The organism is Proteus cibi, from assembly GCF_003144405.1.
GTDB lineage: Bacteria > Pseudomonadota > Gammaproteobacteria > Enterobacterales > Enterobacteriaceae > Proteus > Proteus cibi.
In genome coordinates, this window is the sequence record NZ_PENW01000019.1 from 80,384 (window position 1) to 96,325 (window position 15,942).

The window sequence follows — 15,942 nt, forward strand, 5'->3', positions numbered from 1 at the left end:
TTTAGATTTGTGTTCACTTCTTTTATCTATTCTTACAAAAAAAAGAAATAGGCTTTATTTGGGGATTATTTATCGACAAATTATGTTTTTTTATCCACAAAAACAACAGGGATTTAACATTAAATTTTATTTACGTTCATTTCGTTATAAATTCGATATGTTATAAAATAACCTAACGAAATTATCTCCATTATGTACTGATTAGTAATTGTTAATGATCTTATCTTGTTGATATCACCTTACATCAATATGTATTTAATTTTATAGCGGTTTTATACTAAGACGACTTCTTATTCCAAAAACGAATATACTTATAACTACATGAAAAATGATAAGAAAAACAGGTTAGTATTTGGCTAAAAAATAAACATTATTATGGTGATTAAAATTTAATAACAAAAGAAGAGCCTCGGAATTGGTAATAAAAATAAGCAGAAATTAAATATATTAATGTAATCATTTCTTGTTTATGAAATGCAATTTTTAACATTATTGATGATGTAATGTAAAGGTTGATAATATGAAAAGAAGAGTCATCATTATAATTAAAAAATATATTAGAACTTATTTTTAATAATTTTTATTAGAAATTAGAAATAATGAATTATTAATTTTGTAATATTTTAAATATATTGTCTTATAAATTGTTTATTTTTTGTCTTCTTTATAAGTGTATGATTAATCTTTGTTTTATCTTTTTCATATCTCGACTTTTTAAGATAATGATAATTGTTTCTATTTTCCTTATCATTATTAAATGGAATTTTAATAAATTTAAAATGACGAAATATATAAAAATTAGGCATTGAAGCTTATATTGCTGAAACGTTTTTACTCACATAAAGGAATAATTTATCTTTTAATGAATTATCGCTTGATAATGATCAAGTCATTATTGTGTCGGAGTGTTAAAAAGGCGGTGTTTTAAAATTATTCCAATTAAAAATCATCATATCAGGAGAGATATATGGCCTTGGGGAATAATGTTTTTTCCCATCATGGTATTAACCGACGCGATTTTATGAAATTGTGTGCTGCGTTGTCAGCTACCATGGGATTAAGCGGCAAAGCTGCCGCGGAAATGTCAGAAGCAATGGCATCACCTGAACGTCCACCCGTTATCTGGATCGGTGCTCAGGAATGTACAGGGTGTACAGAGTCTTTATTACGAGCAACTCACCCGACTCTGGAAAACCTCGTTCTTGATGTTATCGCACTCGAATATCACGAAGTGCTTTCTGCAGCTTTTGGTGATCAAGCTGAAGAAAATAAACACAATGCGATGGAGAAATATAAAGGTAAATACGTCCTCGTTGTTGACGGTTCAATCCCAGACAAAGATGGCGGTATTTACTGTATGGTTGCAGGTAAACCAATTCTTGAGCATATCAAAGAAGCTGCTGAAGGGGCTGCTGCGATTATTGCTATTGGTTCATGTTCTGCATGGGGTGGGGTACCTGCTACTGGGGGCAACCCGACAGGTGCTAAATCACTGGAAGCCATTTTACCGGGTAAAACCGTTATCAATATTCCAGGGTGTCCACCAAACCCACATAACTTCTTAGCAACTGTTGCACATATTATTACTTTCAACAAATTGCCTAAATTAGATAGCAAAAACAGACCGCTTTTTGCTTATGAGCGTTTAATTCACGAAAACTGTGAACGTCGCCCTCATTTTGATGCGGGTCGTTTTGCTAAAGAATTTGGTGATGAAGGTCATCGTCAAGGCTGGTGTTTATACCATCTAGGCTGTAAAGGCCCTGAAACTTATGGTAACTGCCCAACATTAGAATTCTGCGATGTGGGTGGTGGGATCTGGCCTGTCGGTATCGGTCACCCTTGCTATGGTTGTAACGAAGAAGGTATCGGATTTACTAAAGGTATTTTCCAATTAGCGAACGTTTATCAGCCAACACCAAAAGCACAAGTACCTGATGTTAACGCAAAAGAAGGTGGTGGTGTTTCTTATGGTGCTGCTGGCTTACTGGGTGCTGTCGTGGGTGCAGTTGCGGGTGTCAGTGTGATGGCTGTGCGTCAATTAGGCCGTGACAAGAATGCCACAGGAGCCTCACAGGAGGATAAACGGTGAATAGGCGTCATTTCTTTAAGCTGGCATCAGGTGGGGTTCTCCTTGCGGGAATGGCACCCACTGCGAGTCATGCTGCGGCGCAGAACCGTCCCCCAATTCCTGGGTCTCTCGGTATGCTCTACGACTCTACACTGTGTGTAGGCTGTCAAGCATGTGTCACAAAATGTCAGGAAATTAATCACCCGGAGCCAATGGAGCGTGGTGATACTTACGCTAATGGTGATCCGATTTGGTCAAACAATGACAAATTAAGTCCTTACACAAATAATATTATTCAAATTTGGCGTGATGGTACTGGTGAAAATAAAGACCAACTGGAAAACGGTTATGCCTTTATTAAGAAACAATGTATGCATTGTGTTGATGCAAACTGCGTTTCTGTTTGCCCTGTTTCTGCGTTAACCAAAGATCCAAAAACCGGTATTGTCCATTATCACGCGGATATCTGTACTGGTTGTCGTTATTGTATGGTGGGATGCCCTTATAACATTCCAAAATACGATTATGACGATCCATTTGGTAAGCTCTATAAATGTGAGCTTTGTAACCAAAAAGGTGTTGAGCGCTTAGATAAAGGCTTATTACCAGGCTGTGTTGAAGTTTGTCCTACTGGTGCAGTTATTTTCGGTACACGCGAAGAGTTGCTGGAAGAAGCAAAACGTCGTTTAGCGAAAAAAGCGGGTGAAGAATATCATTACCCACGTCAAACCATTAGTGGTGGCGATACTTATCTACATAAAATTCCTGAATATCAAGATCATATCTATGGTGAGTTTGAAGGTGGCGGTACACAAGTCATGGTACTTTCTGCTGTTCCTTTCGACAATCTAGGTATGCCAGAAGTGGCGCCATTATCAACGGGGGCACGTTCTGAACATATTCAACATACGCTTTACAAAGGCATGGTATTACCAATAGCAGCCCTTGCAGGGATCACCTATTTGGTTAACCGTAATAGTAAAAAACAAGAGCAGGAACACCACAAGGAGGATAACGATGTCGAGTCATGATCCTCGTCCACTTGGCGGTAAGTTATTTACTCTCGCAGTAAGAGTATTTTTACCGCTTGCTGTGCTCGGTTTTATTCTTATTGGTAAGCGTTTGGTATTAGGTCTGGGCGATGTCTCTGATCTGAATGGGGGATATCCTTGGGGTATTTGGATTGCCTTTGACTTATTGATAGGAACAGGCTTTGCATGTGGTGGTTGGGCACTTGCATGGGCTGTTTATGTCTTTAATAAAGGGGAATTTCACCCATTAGTACGTCCAGCATTGTTAGCGAGCTTGTTCGGCTATTCATTAGGTGGTTTATCCATCGCTATTGATATTGGTCGTTATTGGAACATGCCTCACTTCTTTATGCCGCAATACTTTAACGTTAACTCAGTGTTGTTTGAAACAGCGACTTGTATGACCATCTACATTATGGTGATGGCATTAGAATTCTTACCTGCGTTATTAGAACGTTTAGGTTGGAAAGTGTCGTTGAAACGTCTTAATAAAGCGATGTTCTTTATTATTGGTCTTGGTGCTTTGCTGCCAACCATGCACCAATCTTCAATGGGATCATTAATGATTTCAGCGGGTTGGAAAGTGCATCCACTGTGGCAATCTTATGAGATGTTACCGCTGTTTTCTCTGTTAACCGCCTTTCTCCTTGGTTTCACTATCGTTATTTTTGAAGGCTCTTTGCTAAAAGCAAGTCGTACCATGAATGATGATGAAACACCGCTATTTACCAAGTTAACTAAAGTGATCGAAGTGTTGCTGATCGCATTCTTGGTATGTCGCTGGGGTGAAATTATTTGGAACGGTAAACTGAGTTATATCGGAAATGGGGATATGTTCTCGTGGTTATTCATTGCTGAAAGTGCATTGTTATTACTTCCTCTTATTTTAATGCATTTAAATAATAACCGCCGTAGTCCAAAAATGCTGTTTGTTTGTGCTGTATTTATCTTAATTGGCGCAGCAATGTGGCGTATGAACTACTCTTTAGTTGCTTACAATCCAGGCAATGGTTACCACTATTTCCCAACAGCAAGTGAATTGCTGATTTCTATTGGTTTCGTTGCATTTGAAGTAACTGCTTACATTCTTATTATCCGTTTATTGCCGGTTTTACCTGCACAAACAGATTCGAATATACAATTAAAAAAGGCTGAGGTTAAATCATGAGCCAACGCATTACTATTGATCCTATTACCCGTATTGAAGGGCATTTACGCGTCGATTGTGAAATTGATAACGGAAAAGTTGTTAAGGCTTGGTCTTCCGGTACCATGTGGCGCGGAATGGAGGAGATCCTAAAAGGGAGCGACCCTCGTGATGCATGGATTATCGTGCAACGTATCTGTGGTGTATGTACAACGGTTCATGCTATTGCCTCAGTACGTGCTGTCGAAGATGCTTTAGGAATGGATATTCCTGTCAATGCGCAGTATATCCGTAACTTAATCCTCGGCTCGCATATTATTCATGACCATATTGTCCATTTCTATCAGCTTTCTGCGATGGACTGGGTTGATATTACTTCTGCATTACAAGCCGATCCAGAAAAAGCATCAGCGATGCTGAAAGGCGTTTCTGATTGGCACTTGAACTCTGCTGAAGAGTTCAGAAAAGTACAGAAAAAAATCCAAGGTTTAGTGGACAGTGGTCAGTTAGGTATTTTTGCTAATGGCTATTGGGGTCACTCGGCAATGAAATTGCCACCAGAAGTTAACCTGATTGCGGTTGCTCACTATCTGCAAGCACTTGAGTGTCAGCGTGATGCAAACCGTATCGTGGCTATTTTGGGCGGTAAAACACCACATATCCAAAACTTGGCTGTGGGCGGTGTGGCTAACCCAATTAATCTTGATGCACCAAGTGTTCTTAACTTAGAACGTTTAATGTACGTGAAAAGCTTTATCGATAAACTGGGTGATTTCGTTAACCAAGTTTATAAAGTCGATACTGCGATTTTCGCTGCATATTATCCTGAATGGTTAAAAATCGGTAAAGGTGCTAACTACTATCTGTCTGTACCTGAGTTACCAATTAATGGTAATAACACTGAGTTCTTACTTTCTGGTGGTTATATGGAAGGGATTGATTTCTCTACGTATCGACCAATTAAAAACTGGAAAGATGAAAACCTGAAAGAGGGTATCGAGGAAAGTGGTAAACACGCATGGTATGAAGATGATGAACCATTAAAACCATGGGAAGGTTTAACTCGTCCTAAATACACTGGTTGGGATGAAAACAACAAATACTCATGGGTTAAATCACCAACATTCTATGGTAAACCTGTAGAAGTCGGTACATTAGCATGGTTAGTGTGTGGTTTAGCAGGTAAGCACGAAGGTACTGTTAAACACTACAATGACATCAATAAGATCTATACTCATTTAACCAACGAAACACTGGTGACAGAGCAGTTAGAATCTACTTGGGGTCGCATTATTGGACGTACTGTTCATGCGTGTGTATTACAAGAGTCTCTAGCAACGTTATGGCAATCACTGGTTGACAATATTGGTCGTGGTGATACGACTTCCTTTATTAAACCAGAGTTTGAACCAGGTAAAGAGTACCGAGGTGTGGGTTTTGAAGAAGCCTCTCGCGGTATGTTATCTCACTGGATCGTGTTTAAAGACGGTAAAATCACTAACTATCAGGCAGTTGTTCCATCTACATGGAATGCGGGTCCTCGTAACTTTAATGATGAACCGGGTCCTTATGAGTTATCACTTGTTGGCACACCTGTTGCTGATCCGAAAAAACCATTAGAAGTGGTAAGAACGATCCACTCCTTTGACCCATGTATGGCGTGTGCTGTACATATGGTTGATTTAACAGGTAAAGAACTCAGTAAGGTGAAGGTATTATAATGCGAACTCTCGTCTTAGGCATTGGTAATTTATTACTAAGCGATGAAGGCATTGGTGTTCGTATAGTAGAAGCGCTCGAAGAGCGCTTCTCTTTACCAGAGAACGTCGATGTTATTGATGGTGGCACATCAGGTATGGAAATTTTGCAAGATATCGCTGCAAGAGACCTCCTGATTGTTGCCGATGCGGTAAGAAGTAATCATGAACCAGGAAGTATTTTTGTGTTACATGATGATGATGTTCCCGCGCTGTTTACACAGAAGATCTCGCCTCATCAGCTAGGCTTATCTGATGTCTTAATGGCATTACGTATGACAGATGAATTTCCACGTAAGCTTATTTTAGTGGGCATTGAACCTGCATCATTAGAGCCAAGCATGTCGCTGTCTGACATTGGTCAAAAATCAATGGAAATTGCGTTAGAACATGTTGTCAATATTTTGCGTGAGTATGGTATTCCTGTCACACCCAAAGAGGTAACCGCATGAGTGAAATAAGCTGGGATATTGTCGGGTACGATGAACCGCCTGTTGAGCAACTTGAAGCACGTTTTAGTGAAATTGCTGACAAAGAGATGAAAGGGTTGCCTTTTTACCGCGAAGGCGTTCCTGTAAAAGCAGGGGGCTTTACCTTATTTGAAAATCAGTGGATTGGGGCTGTTCTTACTCCTTGGATGCTAGAGCTTGTCGTTTTCCCTGGACCTTCACAAGAATGGCCACATCGAAAAGTCGGTGATCGTATTGGGTTAGAATTACCTTGTGGTCAGATTAAATTCGTTGTGGGTGAGCTGGCGGGAGGGATGCAATATCTTGCTTGTTCATTAATGTCACCACTTGATAGACATTTAACCGCAGAGCATGCTGTTGACTTGGTTGAAAATAGTGTAAAAATGGCTCTTTCTCTTCCTGTGCAGACACAATCCGTAGCAGAAGTTGATTTAAGTCGTCGTTCTCTCTTCCGTGGTCAGTTAAGATCATAGAGTAGAAATTTTACGCGACACAGAGTCACATTCTTCTTATTGAATAGTACAGGAGTCAGAATATGTGTAGCACTTGCGGTTGTGGTGAAGGCAATGTCAGAATTGAAGGCGTAGAGCCTCATTCACATGAGCACCACCATCATCACTCTCATGACCATGATCATCACGACCACGGTCATCATCATGATCACGGCCATCATGGGCATGATCACCATCATGAACACAATGCTACTCCAGCGAATACTGTTCATAAATATATTGATAAGTCTGAACAAAAGCATAAGCATAACTACGAAACACATGGTCAGCCTATCATCGTTCATCACCACTATTACCATAACAGTGGTGATGTTCATCTTCATTTTCATAACGATGCACAGCTAAACGAAACCCCTGTTTTCCATGAACATCATCATGGACATGACGATCATCATGAGCATGATCATTCACACCATCATGACCATGCTCATAGTCACGATCACGAACATGCCCATGATCATAGCCATGAGCATGCACATCATCATTCTCACAGCCACGATCACGAAGAGCAATTTAGCCCAGTGATTGAAAATCAGAATATGCATTATGGTCAAGGTGAAGCAGGAACACATGCTCCTGGTATTAGCCAAAAGCGTATGCTGAAAATTGAAATGGATGTGTTGGATAAAAATAACCGTATTGCTGTTCATAACCGCGAACATTTTGAACAACAGCATGTATTGGCATTGAATTTAGTTTCAAGCCCTGGTTCTGGTAAAACCACACTATTAACACAAACATTAAAACAGTTAGCACAACGTGTGCCTTGTGCTGTGATCGAAGGCGATCAGCAAACCACTAATGATGCGGATCGCATCCGTGAAACCGGAGTACCTGCGATCCAAGTGAATACCGGTAAAGGTTGTCACCTTGATGCACAAATGGTGCATGATGCGACACACCAATTAGGCTTACAAGATAACAGCGTTCTCTTTATTGAAAACGTGGGTAACTTAGTTTGCCCTGCCAGTTTTGATCTGGGTGAAAAGCATAAAGTTGCTATTCTTTCTGTCACTGAAGGTGAAGATAAGCCCCTGAAATATCCGCATATGTTTGCTGCAGCTGATTTAATGATTATCAATAAAATTGATTTAGTACCACATCTGAATATTGATGTTCAAGCCTGTATTGAATCAGCTCGCCGTGTTAACCCAAATATCGAAATCATTGCGTTGTCAGCAACAACGGGTGAAGGTATGGAAGAGTGGTTAGCTTGGTTGGAGAGTCGTTTATGTGCTTAGGTGTTCCAGCTAAGATTGTTGAGGTGGGCGAAGACGTCCACCAACTCGCTTATGCCGAAGTCAGTGGCGTCAAACGCGCTGTTAATATTTCGATGGTATGTGAAGGCGAACCTAGTGAATTATTAGGTAAATGGGTACTTATTCATGTGGGATTTGCCATGAGTATTCTTGATGAGCAAGAAGCACAAGATACCCTTGATGCATTACAACATGTTTATGGTGTGACTCTGGAAGAGGCTGATGATGCAGTACGTTGATGAATTTCGTGATCCCGAACTTGCGAAAGCCTTACTCGTCCAAATTCGTGAAACTATTTCACAATGGCCCCATCCTATTAAACGCCCATTACAAATTATGGAAGTGTGTGGTGGGCATACTCATGCCATTTTTAAATTTGGTCTAGATCGCTTATTACCAGAAGAAATTGAATTTGTTCATGGTCCGGGTTGCCCTGTTTGTGTATTACCGATGGGGCGAATTGATGCCTGTTTAGAAATTGCTGCCCGTCCTGATGTCATTTTTTGTACTTTTGGGGATGCCATGCGAGTACCGGGTCGTAATGGCTCAATGCTTGATGCGCGTCGTCGTGGCAGTGATATTCGTATTGTTTATTCACCGCTCGATTCACTCAAAATTGCACAAGATAATCCAGATAAACAAGTTGTCTTCTTTGGCTTAGGTTTTGAAACGACGATGCCAAGTACGGCAATGACGCTACAACAAGCGAAATTGCGCGGACTTAAAAACTTTTCTCTGTTTTGTCAGCATATTACTATCGTACCAACTTTACGTTGTCTACTAGAGCAAGATGATGTTCGCATTGACGGCTTTATTGCGCCAGGGCATGTGAGTATGGTGATTGGCTGTACGCCATATCAACCACTATGTGACGAATTTGAAAAGCCTTTTGTGGTGACCGGATTTGAACCATTAGACTTATTGCAAGCTATACTGATGGTCATTAAACAACTTAAAGCAAAAGCAGAAAACACAGCTTATGTTTTAAGTATTGAAAACCAATATAGTCGCATTGTACCGAATGAAGGTAATAAGTTGGCTCAAAAAGCACTTAGCGAAGTGTTTATGTTAAAAGAAACCAGCGAATGGCGTGGGTTGGGTGAGATCCCAATGTCAGGTATTCAATTAACACCAGCTTATTCTGAGTTTGATGCTGAATTACGTTTTACTCCCGCACCGCAGAAAGTGGCAGACAATCCACAATCTCGCTGTGGCGATGTATTAACAGGACGATGCAAACCTTCTGATTGCCCACTCTTTGGTAAAAGTTGTACACCAGAAACGGCATTGGGTGCCTTGATGGTATCATCAGAAGGTGCATGTGCGGCTTATTATCAGTATCGCCGTGAAGGTAATATATGAAACAACCTGATGAAATCACCTTAGCTCAAGGAAATGGTGGGCAAGGTATGCAACAACTTATCGAAGGACTGTTTTTAAAAGCGTTCGATAATCCATTATTAAATGAAAAAGAAGACCAAGCGCGGATCTCGTTAAATGAGTTAACGACTCTTGGCGATCGTCTTGCATTTAGTACAGACAGCTATGTCATCGATCCCATTATTTTCCCCGGTGGCAATATTGGTAAATTATCTGTTTGCGGTACGGCTAACGATCTTTCTGTTGGTGGTGCGGTTCCTCGTTACCTTTCATGTGGTTTTATTCTGGAAGAAGGGCTTCCATTTGAAACCCTCGAAACCCTCGTTATGGCGATGGCGAAAGCAGCGACGCAAGCAGGAATACAAATTGTTACCGGAGATACGAAAGTCGTTCCTCGTGGTGCTGCGGATAAAATCTTTATCAATACTGCGGGGATTGGAGTTATTCCAACAGCAATTAATTGGGCTGCAAGTAATATTAACGCTGGCGATAAGATCTTAGTGAGCGGTACTATTGGCGATCACGGAGCAACAATCCTGAATCTTCGTGAAAATTTAGGGCTTGAAGCGGATCTGCAAAGTGACTGCGCGGTGCTTGAGCCAATGATTGCTCCCTTACGTCAAATCGAAGGAATTAAAGCATTACGAGATGCTACTCGAGGTGGCGTGACGGCGATTTTGCATGAGTTTGCTCAAGCCAGCGGTTGTGGTATGAACGTGCATGAAAGCAAATTACCGATGAAACAATCCGTTCGTGGTGTATGCGAACTATTAGGACTTGAAGCACTGAACTTTGCTAACGAAGGAAAAATTGTGTTAGTGGTTTCACCAGAAGCGGAAGCCCAAGTCCTTGAAGCGCTGCATCAACATGTTTTAGGTAAAGATGCTTGTACGATTGGCGAAGTCACTGAGGATAATTATATTCGTTTAACAGGTATTTTCGGGACTAGCCGTATCCTCGACCTCCCTTATAACGAGCCTTTACCTCGTATTTGCTAAACACTTATTCCCCACTTATAAATTGACATGTTCACTGAATTTATAAGTGGGATAAGTTACCCTCTTGTTACAACAAAATTGTTATAACGCAAATTTCTCTCATTTATCTGAATACTGACTCTTTGATAAAAAAATTATTGGAGTAACATGTTCGCCCAATCCTACTGCGTGGAGAGTGTCTCTCGTAGAGGTTAGTTCTAGGAAAAAACATGTCTTGGTCAGAATTTAAATCTCAATACCTGATCCGTTTTTGGAAGCCTCTTCCAGCCGTTATCGCGGCAGGTATCTTATCAACTTACTACTTTGGTTTAACCGGCACATTCTGGGCTGTCACGGGTGAGTTTACTCGCTGGGGTGGTCACGTTATGCAGTGGTTTGGCGCTCATCCTGAGGAATGGGGTTATTTTAAAATCATCGGTCTTGAAGGTACGCCATTAACGCGTATTGATGGTGTGATGATTATCGGGATGTTTGGCGGTTGTATTATGGCGGCTCTTTGGGCTAATAACGTCAAACTTCGTCATCCTCAACATAAAATTCGTATTCTTCAAGCGGTTCTAGGTGGGATCATCGCCGGTTTTGGTGCTCGCTTAGCAATGGGCTGTAACCTTGCTGCCTTCTTTACGGGTATTCCTCAGTTCTCTTTACATGCTTGGTTTTTCGCGGTTGCGACCGCAATCGGTTCTTACTTTGGCGCCAAGTTATCATTAATGCCTTTGTTTCGTATCCCCGTAAAACTGCAAAAAGTCAGCCAAGCTTCACCGATTACTCAAGATAAACAACGTGCGAAACGTCGCTTTAGATTGGGAATGGTTATCTTTTTTGCCATGATTGCATGGTCTTTAATTATTCTCTTTGATTCACCCAAACTGGGTTTCGCTATGCTAGGCGGTATTGGTTTTGGGATTTTAATTGAACGTGCGCAAATCTGTTTTACTTCTGCTTTCCGTGACTTATGGATCACTGGCAGAACTCATATGGCAAAAGCGATTATCATCGGTATGGCAGTGAGTGCGATTGGGATCTTCAGTTATGTCCAATTAGGTGCTGCACCGAAAATTATGTGGGCAGGCCCTAATGCTGTCATTGGGGGATTACTTTTTGGTTTCGGTATTGTGCTTGCTGGTGGGTGTGAAACGGGTTGGATGTATCGTGCCGTTGAAGGTCAAATCCACTTTTGGTGGGTGGGATTGGGTAATGTAATCGGTTCAACATTACTGGCTTATTATTGGGATGATTTTGCCTCTGTGATCGCAACGGATTATGACAAGATTAATTTACTTGATACCTTTGGTCCCGTGGGGGGTTTAGGTGTGACGTATCTGATGTTGGGTCTGTCATTTGCATTATTACTTTGGTGGGAAAAACACTTTTTCCGTAAAAAAGCACAACAACAAAACGCTATTTCAACACAGATTAATAAGGAAATCGCATGAGCCAGAAAGACACCATTATTCCTGATTATCGTCTAGATATGGTTGGTGAACCTTGCCCTTATCCTGCGGTGGCGACACTAGAAGCAATGCCATCACTTAAGAAAGGTGAAATTTTGGAAGTGGTAAGTGATTGCCCACAATCCATTAATAATATCCCTCTTGATGCGAAAAACTATGGTTATACCGTATTAGATATTCAACAAGATGGTCCAACGATTCGATATTTAATTCAAAAATAAATTATATTTTTATTAAATAAAAAAACAGCCTATGCATTGTGAATGATAGGCTGTTTTCTTGAGAAGTGGTTATTATTCGGCTTCGCCACCTAGCACTTCAGTAACGCGTTCGATCAGTGCACTTAATTCACCCGTCATTAAAACAAAATCAGCGTCAAAACGTTGGGCAAAATCGGCTTTATCAATATCATCATTTTGCTCACGTAAAGTTTCACTGAATTTTATGCGTTTGATAGAACCGTCATCACAAAGCATAAATTGAAGGCGATCTTCCCAATCTACAGAAAGTTTGGTGACAAATTTACCCGCTTCAATATGTGTCGCAATTTCGTCAGACACTAATTCTTGTTTCTTACAACGAATAACGCCACCTTCATCGAGCACCGCTTTTAGCTCTGCTTCATCCATCAAGGTAAAACCTGCTGGAAGTTCTCCAGAGCGTACCCACTCTGTCATTTTTAATTCAACGGATTCATTAAAGCTCAGTGGCACTACGGGTAATGAACCTAAGGTTTTACGTAACAATGCTAAATTGTCTTCGGCACGTTTTGCACTGCCTGAATCAACAATAACGAGTTGTTTTTCTAAATCTAGCCAAATAAATGTTTGTGAGAATTTACTAAATGCACGAGGAAGCAGAGTGTGTACCACTTCATCTTTTAAGGTCGCTTTTTCTGTTTTTTTCAGTTTGCGTCCTTGTTCACCTTCAAGCTTTTCAACTTTATCTTGTAGGGCATTTTTAATCACAGTTGCAGGTAGGATTTTGTCTTCTTTACGTGCGCAGATCATCACTTGCTTACCAGCAACATGAATCAGTGCCTCACCACGATCGCCCATTGGCGAAACCCAACCTGTTTTGGTCATATCTTGGCTACTACAAGGTGTGAATGCCAATGAAGCAAGCTGTTGTTCTAACTCATCCATTGACAGTGCTATCTCTTTATTTAAGCGATAGACCAAAATATTTTTAAACCACAGCATCTGACATTCCCCTTAATCATTATTTACCTCAATATGATACTGAATGTTTCGGGTATCTAAAAGGTCATATCCCTTAAAAGAAAATCTATACGCTGTTATTTAATAAAAAGATAAAAAAGCTGAAACGAATAATAAGTAAATTTACTTCATGATAATGAGTATCATTATTATTAAAATTGAATTGATTAAGAATATTAATAATGAAATAACATGATTTTTAGCACAAGTCATTATGTGATAAAAATCACATAATTATATTTTTATGCTCTTTTTTGTTTACAAACTGAAATCACTTTCAGATTTATCCCTGCATTAATTTACAAAACAAAAATATTCTTGACACTCTCATGTGATAATTATCACAAAATTAGGAAAATGTAGGAGGGCATTTTTCACCATTAACAAAGTGATTAAGATCACAAATATTGATCTTTTTTTTTCAAATATCGTTAAAAGAGCACGATTGGGCTTTTTATATTAACCATGGTAATAGTTTAGATTTTATAATGTTTCTTTGGGTTTTATTGTTACTTGTACGTATTGATTAGATATTGTGATTGAATGGCATTCTTGTGCTTCTCTTTTTAATATTTGTAGATAATTATNCTTTGGGTTTTATTGTTACTTGTACGTATTGATTAGATATTGTGATTGAATGGCATTCTTGTGCTTCTCTTTTTAATATTTGTAGATAATTATTCTTTTTAAGATGGCGTGCTACTCGTTACCACCAGTTAAATTGTATTTAAATTCGACTTTGCCTTTATTTAAATAAGAAATAAATATAAAGATAAAAAATTATTAATTAGGAATAACAATATTTAAATCTTTAGTGTTATTTATTTAGTGGTTAAAATTAATACTTCCTTTTAAATATATTAAATAGGACGAAAAATTTTTTATTAGCAAAAAAAAGAGTCTTATAAAGAAATGAAATATAAAAGAAAAATCCAAAAGTGCTATTTTTAAAAAGTTGATTAAGTTCAAAAAACACGTATCTTTACCTTTAATTGTGATACCTATCACTTAGGTATGTAACTATGAAAATGCACATTGATGTAATTGTGGGCTGCATCACGAAAGTAGGGCTTTTTTTTGAGTAACATGCCATCGAAAACTCAATAACCGATTTCTTTTCCTGACAGAAATAAAAGCAATGCCCTTATTTAAATATAATGAGGATATTATTTTTGTGTCTTATTGGTGATTACGTCTGTGTCAAGGAAATTAAAACCTTTAAGAAGATTTTGTAGAGTCATAATTAGTAGCTATAAAAATTATCAATTGTGAGAGCGATTTTCTTTTTCGAAATTCGTGGCAGAGATCTTTTGCTTGAATCTCAGGTCAACTATATACGGCGGTATTATTTTTGACCTTAAAGGAAATCATAAAACTATAGAAAATAGATGGGTATTTTAATCATGAAAAGCTTGAAGCCTCTAGCAGCACTGGTGGGTTTGTTGGTTCTTTCTGGATCGGCAAATGCGGTAAACGTGTATAACGATAAAGGGACACGTTTTGATGTAAATGGTCAGTTCCGTTTAAAAACACAAGTGACTAGCCAAAATCATGAAATGAAAATGAATGATGATGGTAGCCGTATCGGTTTCTTCGGTTCACACGAACTGACTAACGATATCAAAGTCTTTGGTAAATTAGAGTGGGGTTCAGACACTCAAAAAACGAACAGTGACAACCCTAAATCAAACTTTGAAATGTACAACCGTGTGGGTTATGTCGGCTTCTCTCACCGTGATTATGGTCAAATTCAATTTGGTCGTACTTATATCCCAATTGACTGGGTTAAAAAGTCAAGCTACGGCTACGGTAACACAGGCGTATTCTACTTTAGCGATGTATTAGGTCGTTCAGTAGGTTACCACAACGGTTATGCTGATGGTAAAGGTGTTGGTAAAAACAACTTTATGACCCGTTTACCACAAACTATTTTCTTAGAAACTAACCGTTATGAAGGCTTCAAATTAGCGGGTACTGTAACCGGTAAAACTGGTGAAGATGGCCGCCGTGTATCAGGTGATATCACACGTGCATACTCTATTGTAGGTTTCTATAAATCAACTTTCGGTTTAGAGTTTGATGCAGGTTATTCTTCTGCAACGGGCGAAGCAACGACGTCTAAAAATAGCCCAAATAAAGGTAAAAACCCAGAGAACAGTATTTTAGCTTTTGGTGCGGAATACTTCTTCCCAGGACGTGAATTCTCTATCGGTTTAGATTATGGTCAGTCACGTGGTAAAAATAATGGTTTTGCTTTAGATAAAAACCAAGCACCGACTAGCTGGAGTTCAGTTAAAGGCGACTGGAAAGCAGATTTATATGGTGTTGGTGTGAAATGGCACTGGGATCGTATTGAAAGTGGTATGTATGCGGGTTACTACCTGCGTGATGGTGATGCCAATACATTCAACTACAAAAAAGAAACCTATACTATGGGTGTAGATAAACGTTTTGCGGTATCTAAATACAACAACTTACGTTTATTCGCTGAAGTTGCCTATGATGATGCACGTAGCGAAAACCCGAAATATGAAGATAAAAAACAATATATCTTCGAAACTGGTATGCGTCTGTACTTCTAGTCCAAGTAAAGGCACTACCGTTTGACAGAAGTAACCAAAGGAGAGCCATTTTGCTCTCCTG

The 15,942-nt window shown here is 39.4% G+C and carries 14 protein-coding genes; 13 read left to right on the forward strand and 1 reads right to left on the reverse strand.

What is annotated here, in order from left to right; all coding sequences use genetic code 11:
- Nucleotides 1–967: 967 nt before the first annotated feature.
- The 12 genes from hybO (at nt 968) to yedF (ending at nt 12,300) form a co-directional block, all read left to right on the forward strand.
- Nucleotides 968–2,092 carry a hydrogenase 2 small subunit gene (gene hybO, locus DK865_RS11520; protein WP_023580919.1) on the forward strand — a complete coding sequence of 375 codons (1,125 nt, stop codon included), beginning with the start codon at nt 968–970 and terminating at the stop codon, nt 2,090–2,092.
- Nucleotides 2,089–3,102: a hydrogenase 2 operon protein HybA gene (gene hybA, locus DK865_RS11525; RefSeq protein WP_036911746.1), complete on the forward strand. Its 1,014-nt coding sequence runs from the start codon at nt 2,089–2,091 to the stop codon at nt 3,100–3,102. The genes hybO and hybA overlap by 4 nt, the downstream gene beginning before the upstream one ends.
- On the forward strand, nt 3,089–4,270 hold the full coding sequence (gene hybB, locus DK865_RS11530; protein WP_023580918.1) for a Ni/Fe-hydrogenase cytochrome b subunit: 1,182 nt from the start codon (nt 3,089–3,091) through the stop codon (nt 4,268–4,270). Before hybA ends, hybB begins: the two co-directional genes overlap by 14 nt.
- A complete protein-coding gene (gene hybC / locus DK865_RS11535; RefSeq protein ID WP_023580917.1) occupies nt 4,267–5,970 on the forward strand; it encodes a hydrogenase 2 large subunit in 1,704 nt (567 codons plus the stop codon). Before hybB ends, hybC begins: the two co-directional genes overlap by 4 nt.
- The gene (locus tag DK865_RS11540; protein WP_023580916.1) at nt 5,970–6,458 is read left to right on the forward strand and encodes a HyaD/HybD family hydrogenase maturation endopeptidase; all 489 of its coding nucleotides are present in this window, start codon (nt 5,970–5,972) and stop codon (nt 6,456–6,458) included. The genes hybC and DK865_RS11540 overlap by 1 nt, the downstream gene beginning before the upstream one ends.
- Nucleotides 6,455–6,949 (forward strand): hydrogenase-2 assembly chaperone, encoded by a 495-nt coding sequence (gene hybE, locus DK865_RS11545; protein ID WP_023580915.1) that lies wholly within the window; start codon nt 6,455–6,457, stop codon nt 6,947–6,949. The genes DK865_RS11540 and hybE overlap by 4 nt, the downstream gene beginning before the upstream one ends.
- A gap of 62 nt (nt 6,950–7,011) precedes the next feature.
- The gene (gene hypB / locus DK865_RS11550) at nt 7,012–8,229 is read left to right on the forward strand and encodes a hydrogenase nickel incorporation protein HypB (RefSeq protein ID WP_109391976.1); all 1,218 of its coding nucleotides are present in this window, start codon (nt 7,012–7,014) and stop codon (nt 8,227–8,229) included.
- Nucleotides 8,220–8,486: a hydrogenase maturation factor HybG gene (gene hybG, locus DK865_RS11555; RefSeq protein WP_006535180.1), complete on the forward strand. Its 267-nt coding sequence runs from the start codon at nt 8,220–8,222 to the stop codon at nt 8,484–8,486. Before hypB ends, hybG begins: the two co-directional genes overlap by 10 nt.
- A complete protein-coding gene (gene hypD / locus DK865_RS11560; RefSeq protein ID WP_109391977.1) occupies nt 8,473–9,609 on the forward strand; it encodes a hydrogenase formation protein HypD in 1,137 nt (378 codons plus the stop codon). The genes hybG and hypD overlap by 14 nt, the downstream gene beginning before the upstream one ends.
- Nucleotides 9,606–10,625 (forward strand): hydrogenase expression/formation protein HypE, encoded by a 1,020-nt coding sequence (hypE, locus tag DK865_RS11565; RefSeq protein ID WP_109391978.1) that lies wholly within the window; start codon nt 9,606–9,608, stop codon nt 10,623–10,625. The genes hypD and hypE overlap by 4 nt, the downstream gene beginning before the upstream one ends.
- A 209-nt stretch (nt 10,626–10,834) precedes the next feature.
- Entirely contained in the window at nt 10,835–12,061 is a 1,227-nt protein-coding gene (gene yedE, locus DK865_RS11570) for a selenium metabolism membrane protein YedE/FdhT (RefSeq protein WP_109391979.1), read from the forward strand.
- The gene (gene yedF, locus DK865_RS11575) at nt 12,058–12,300 is read left to right on the forward strand and encodes a sulfurtransferase-like selenium metabolism protein YedF (RefSeq protein ID WP_006535172.1); all 243 of its coding nucleotides are present in this window, start codon (nt 12,058–12,060) and stop codon (nt 12,298–12,300) included. Before yedE ends, yedF begins: the two co-directional genes overlap by 4 nt.
- A gap of 72 nt (nt 12,301–12,372) precedes the next feature.
- Here yedF and rdgC read toward each other — a convergent pair whose 3' ends face one another.
- A complete protein-coding gene (gene rdgC, locus DK865_RS11580; protein WP_023580908.1) occupies nt 12,373–13,281 on the reverse strand; it encodes a recombination-associated protein RdgC in 909 nt (302 codons plus the stop codon).
- 1,421 nt (nt 13,282–14,702) lie between these two features.
- Between rdgC and DK865_RS11585 the strand changes: the two genes are divergently transcribed.
- Complete coding sequence (locus DK865_RS11585) at nt 14,703–15,881, forward strand: porin (protein WP_228407774.1); 1,179 nt, start codon at nt 14,703–14,705, stop codon at nt 15,879–15,881.
- The last annotated feature ends 61 nt before the right edge of the window (nt 15,882–15,942 follow it).

Bases quoted from the DNA above. Each gene is read 5' to 3' on its own strand.
- hybO (WP_023580919.1), top strand. From the start codon at position 968: ATGGCCTTGGGGAATAATGTTTTTTCCCATCATGGTATTAACCGACGC.
- hybB (WP_023580918.1), top strand. From the start codon at position 3,089: ATGTCGAGTCATGATCCTCGTCCACTTGGCGGTAAGTTATTTACTCTC.
- hybC (WP_023580917.1), top strand. From the start codon at position 4,267: ATGAGCCAACGCATTACTATTGATCCTATTACCCGTATTGAAGGGCAT.
- DK865_RS11540 (WP_023580916.1), top strand. From the start codon at position 5,970: ATGCGAACTCTCGTCTTAGGCATTGGTAATTTATTACTAAGCGATGAA.
- hybE (WP_023580915.1), top strand. From the start codon at position 6,455: ATGAGTGAAATAAGCTGGGATATTGTCGGGTACGATGAACCGCCTGTT.
- hypB (WP_109391976.1), top strand. From the start codon at position 7,012: ATGTGTAGCACTTGCGGTTGTGGTGAAGGCAATGTCAGAATTGAAGGC.
- hybG (WP_006535180.1), top strand. From the start codon at position 8,220: ATGTGCTTAGGTGTTCCAGCTAAGATTGTTGAGGTGGGCGAAGACGTC.
- hypD (WP_109391977.1), top strand. From the start codon at position 8,473: ATGCAGTACGTTGATGAATTTCGTGATCCCGAACTTGCGAAAGCCTTA.
- hypE (WP_109391978.1), top strand. From the start codon at position 9,606: ATGAAACAACCTGATGAAATCACCTTAGCTCAAGGAAATGGTGGGCAA.
- yedE (WP_109391979.1), top strand. From the start codon at position 10,835: ATGTCTTGGTCAGAATTTAAATCTCAATACCTGATCCGTTTTTGGAAG.
- yedF (WP_006535172.1), top strand. From the start codon at position 12,058: ATGAGCCAGAAAGACACCATTATTCCTGATTATCGTCTAGATATGGTT.
- rdgC (WP_023580908.1), bottom strand. From the start codon at position 13,281: ATGCTGTGGTTTAAAAATATTTTGGTCTATCGCTTAAATAAAGAGATA.
- DK865_RS11585 (WP_228407774.1), top strand. From the start codon at position 14,703: ATGAAAAGCTTGAAGCCTCTAGCAGCACTGGTGGGTTTGTTGGTTCTT.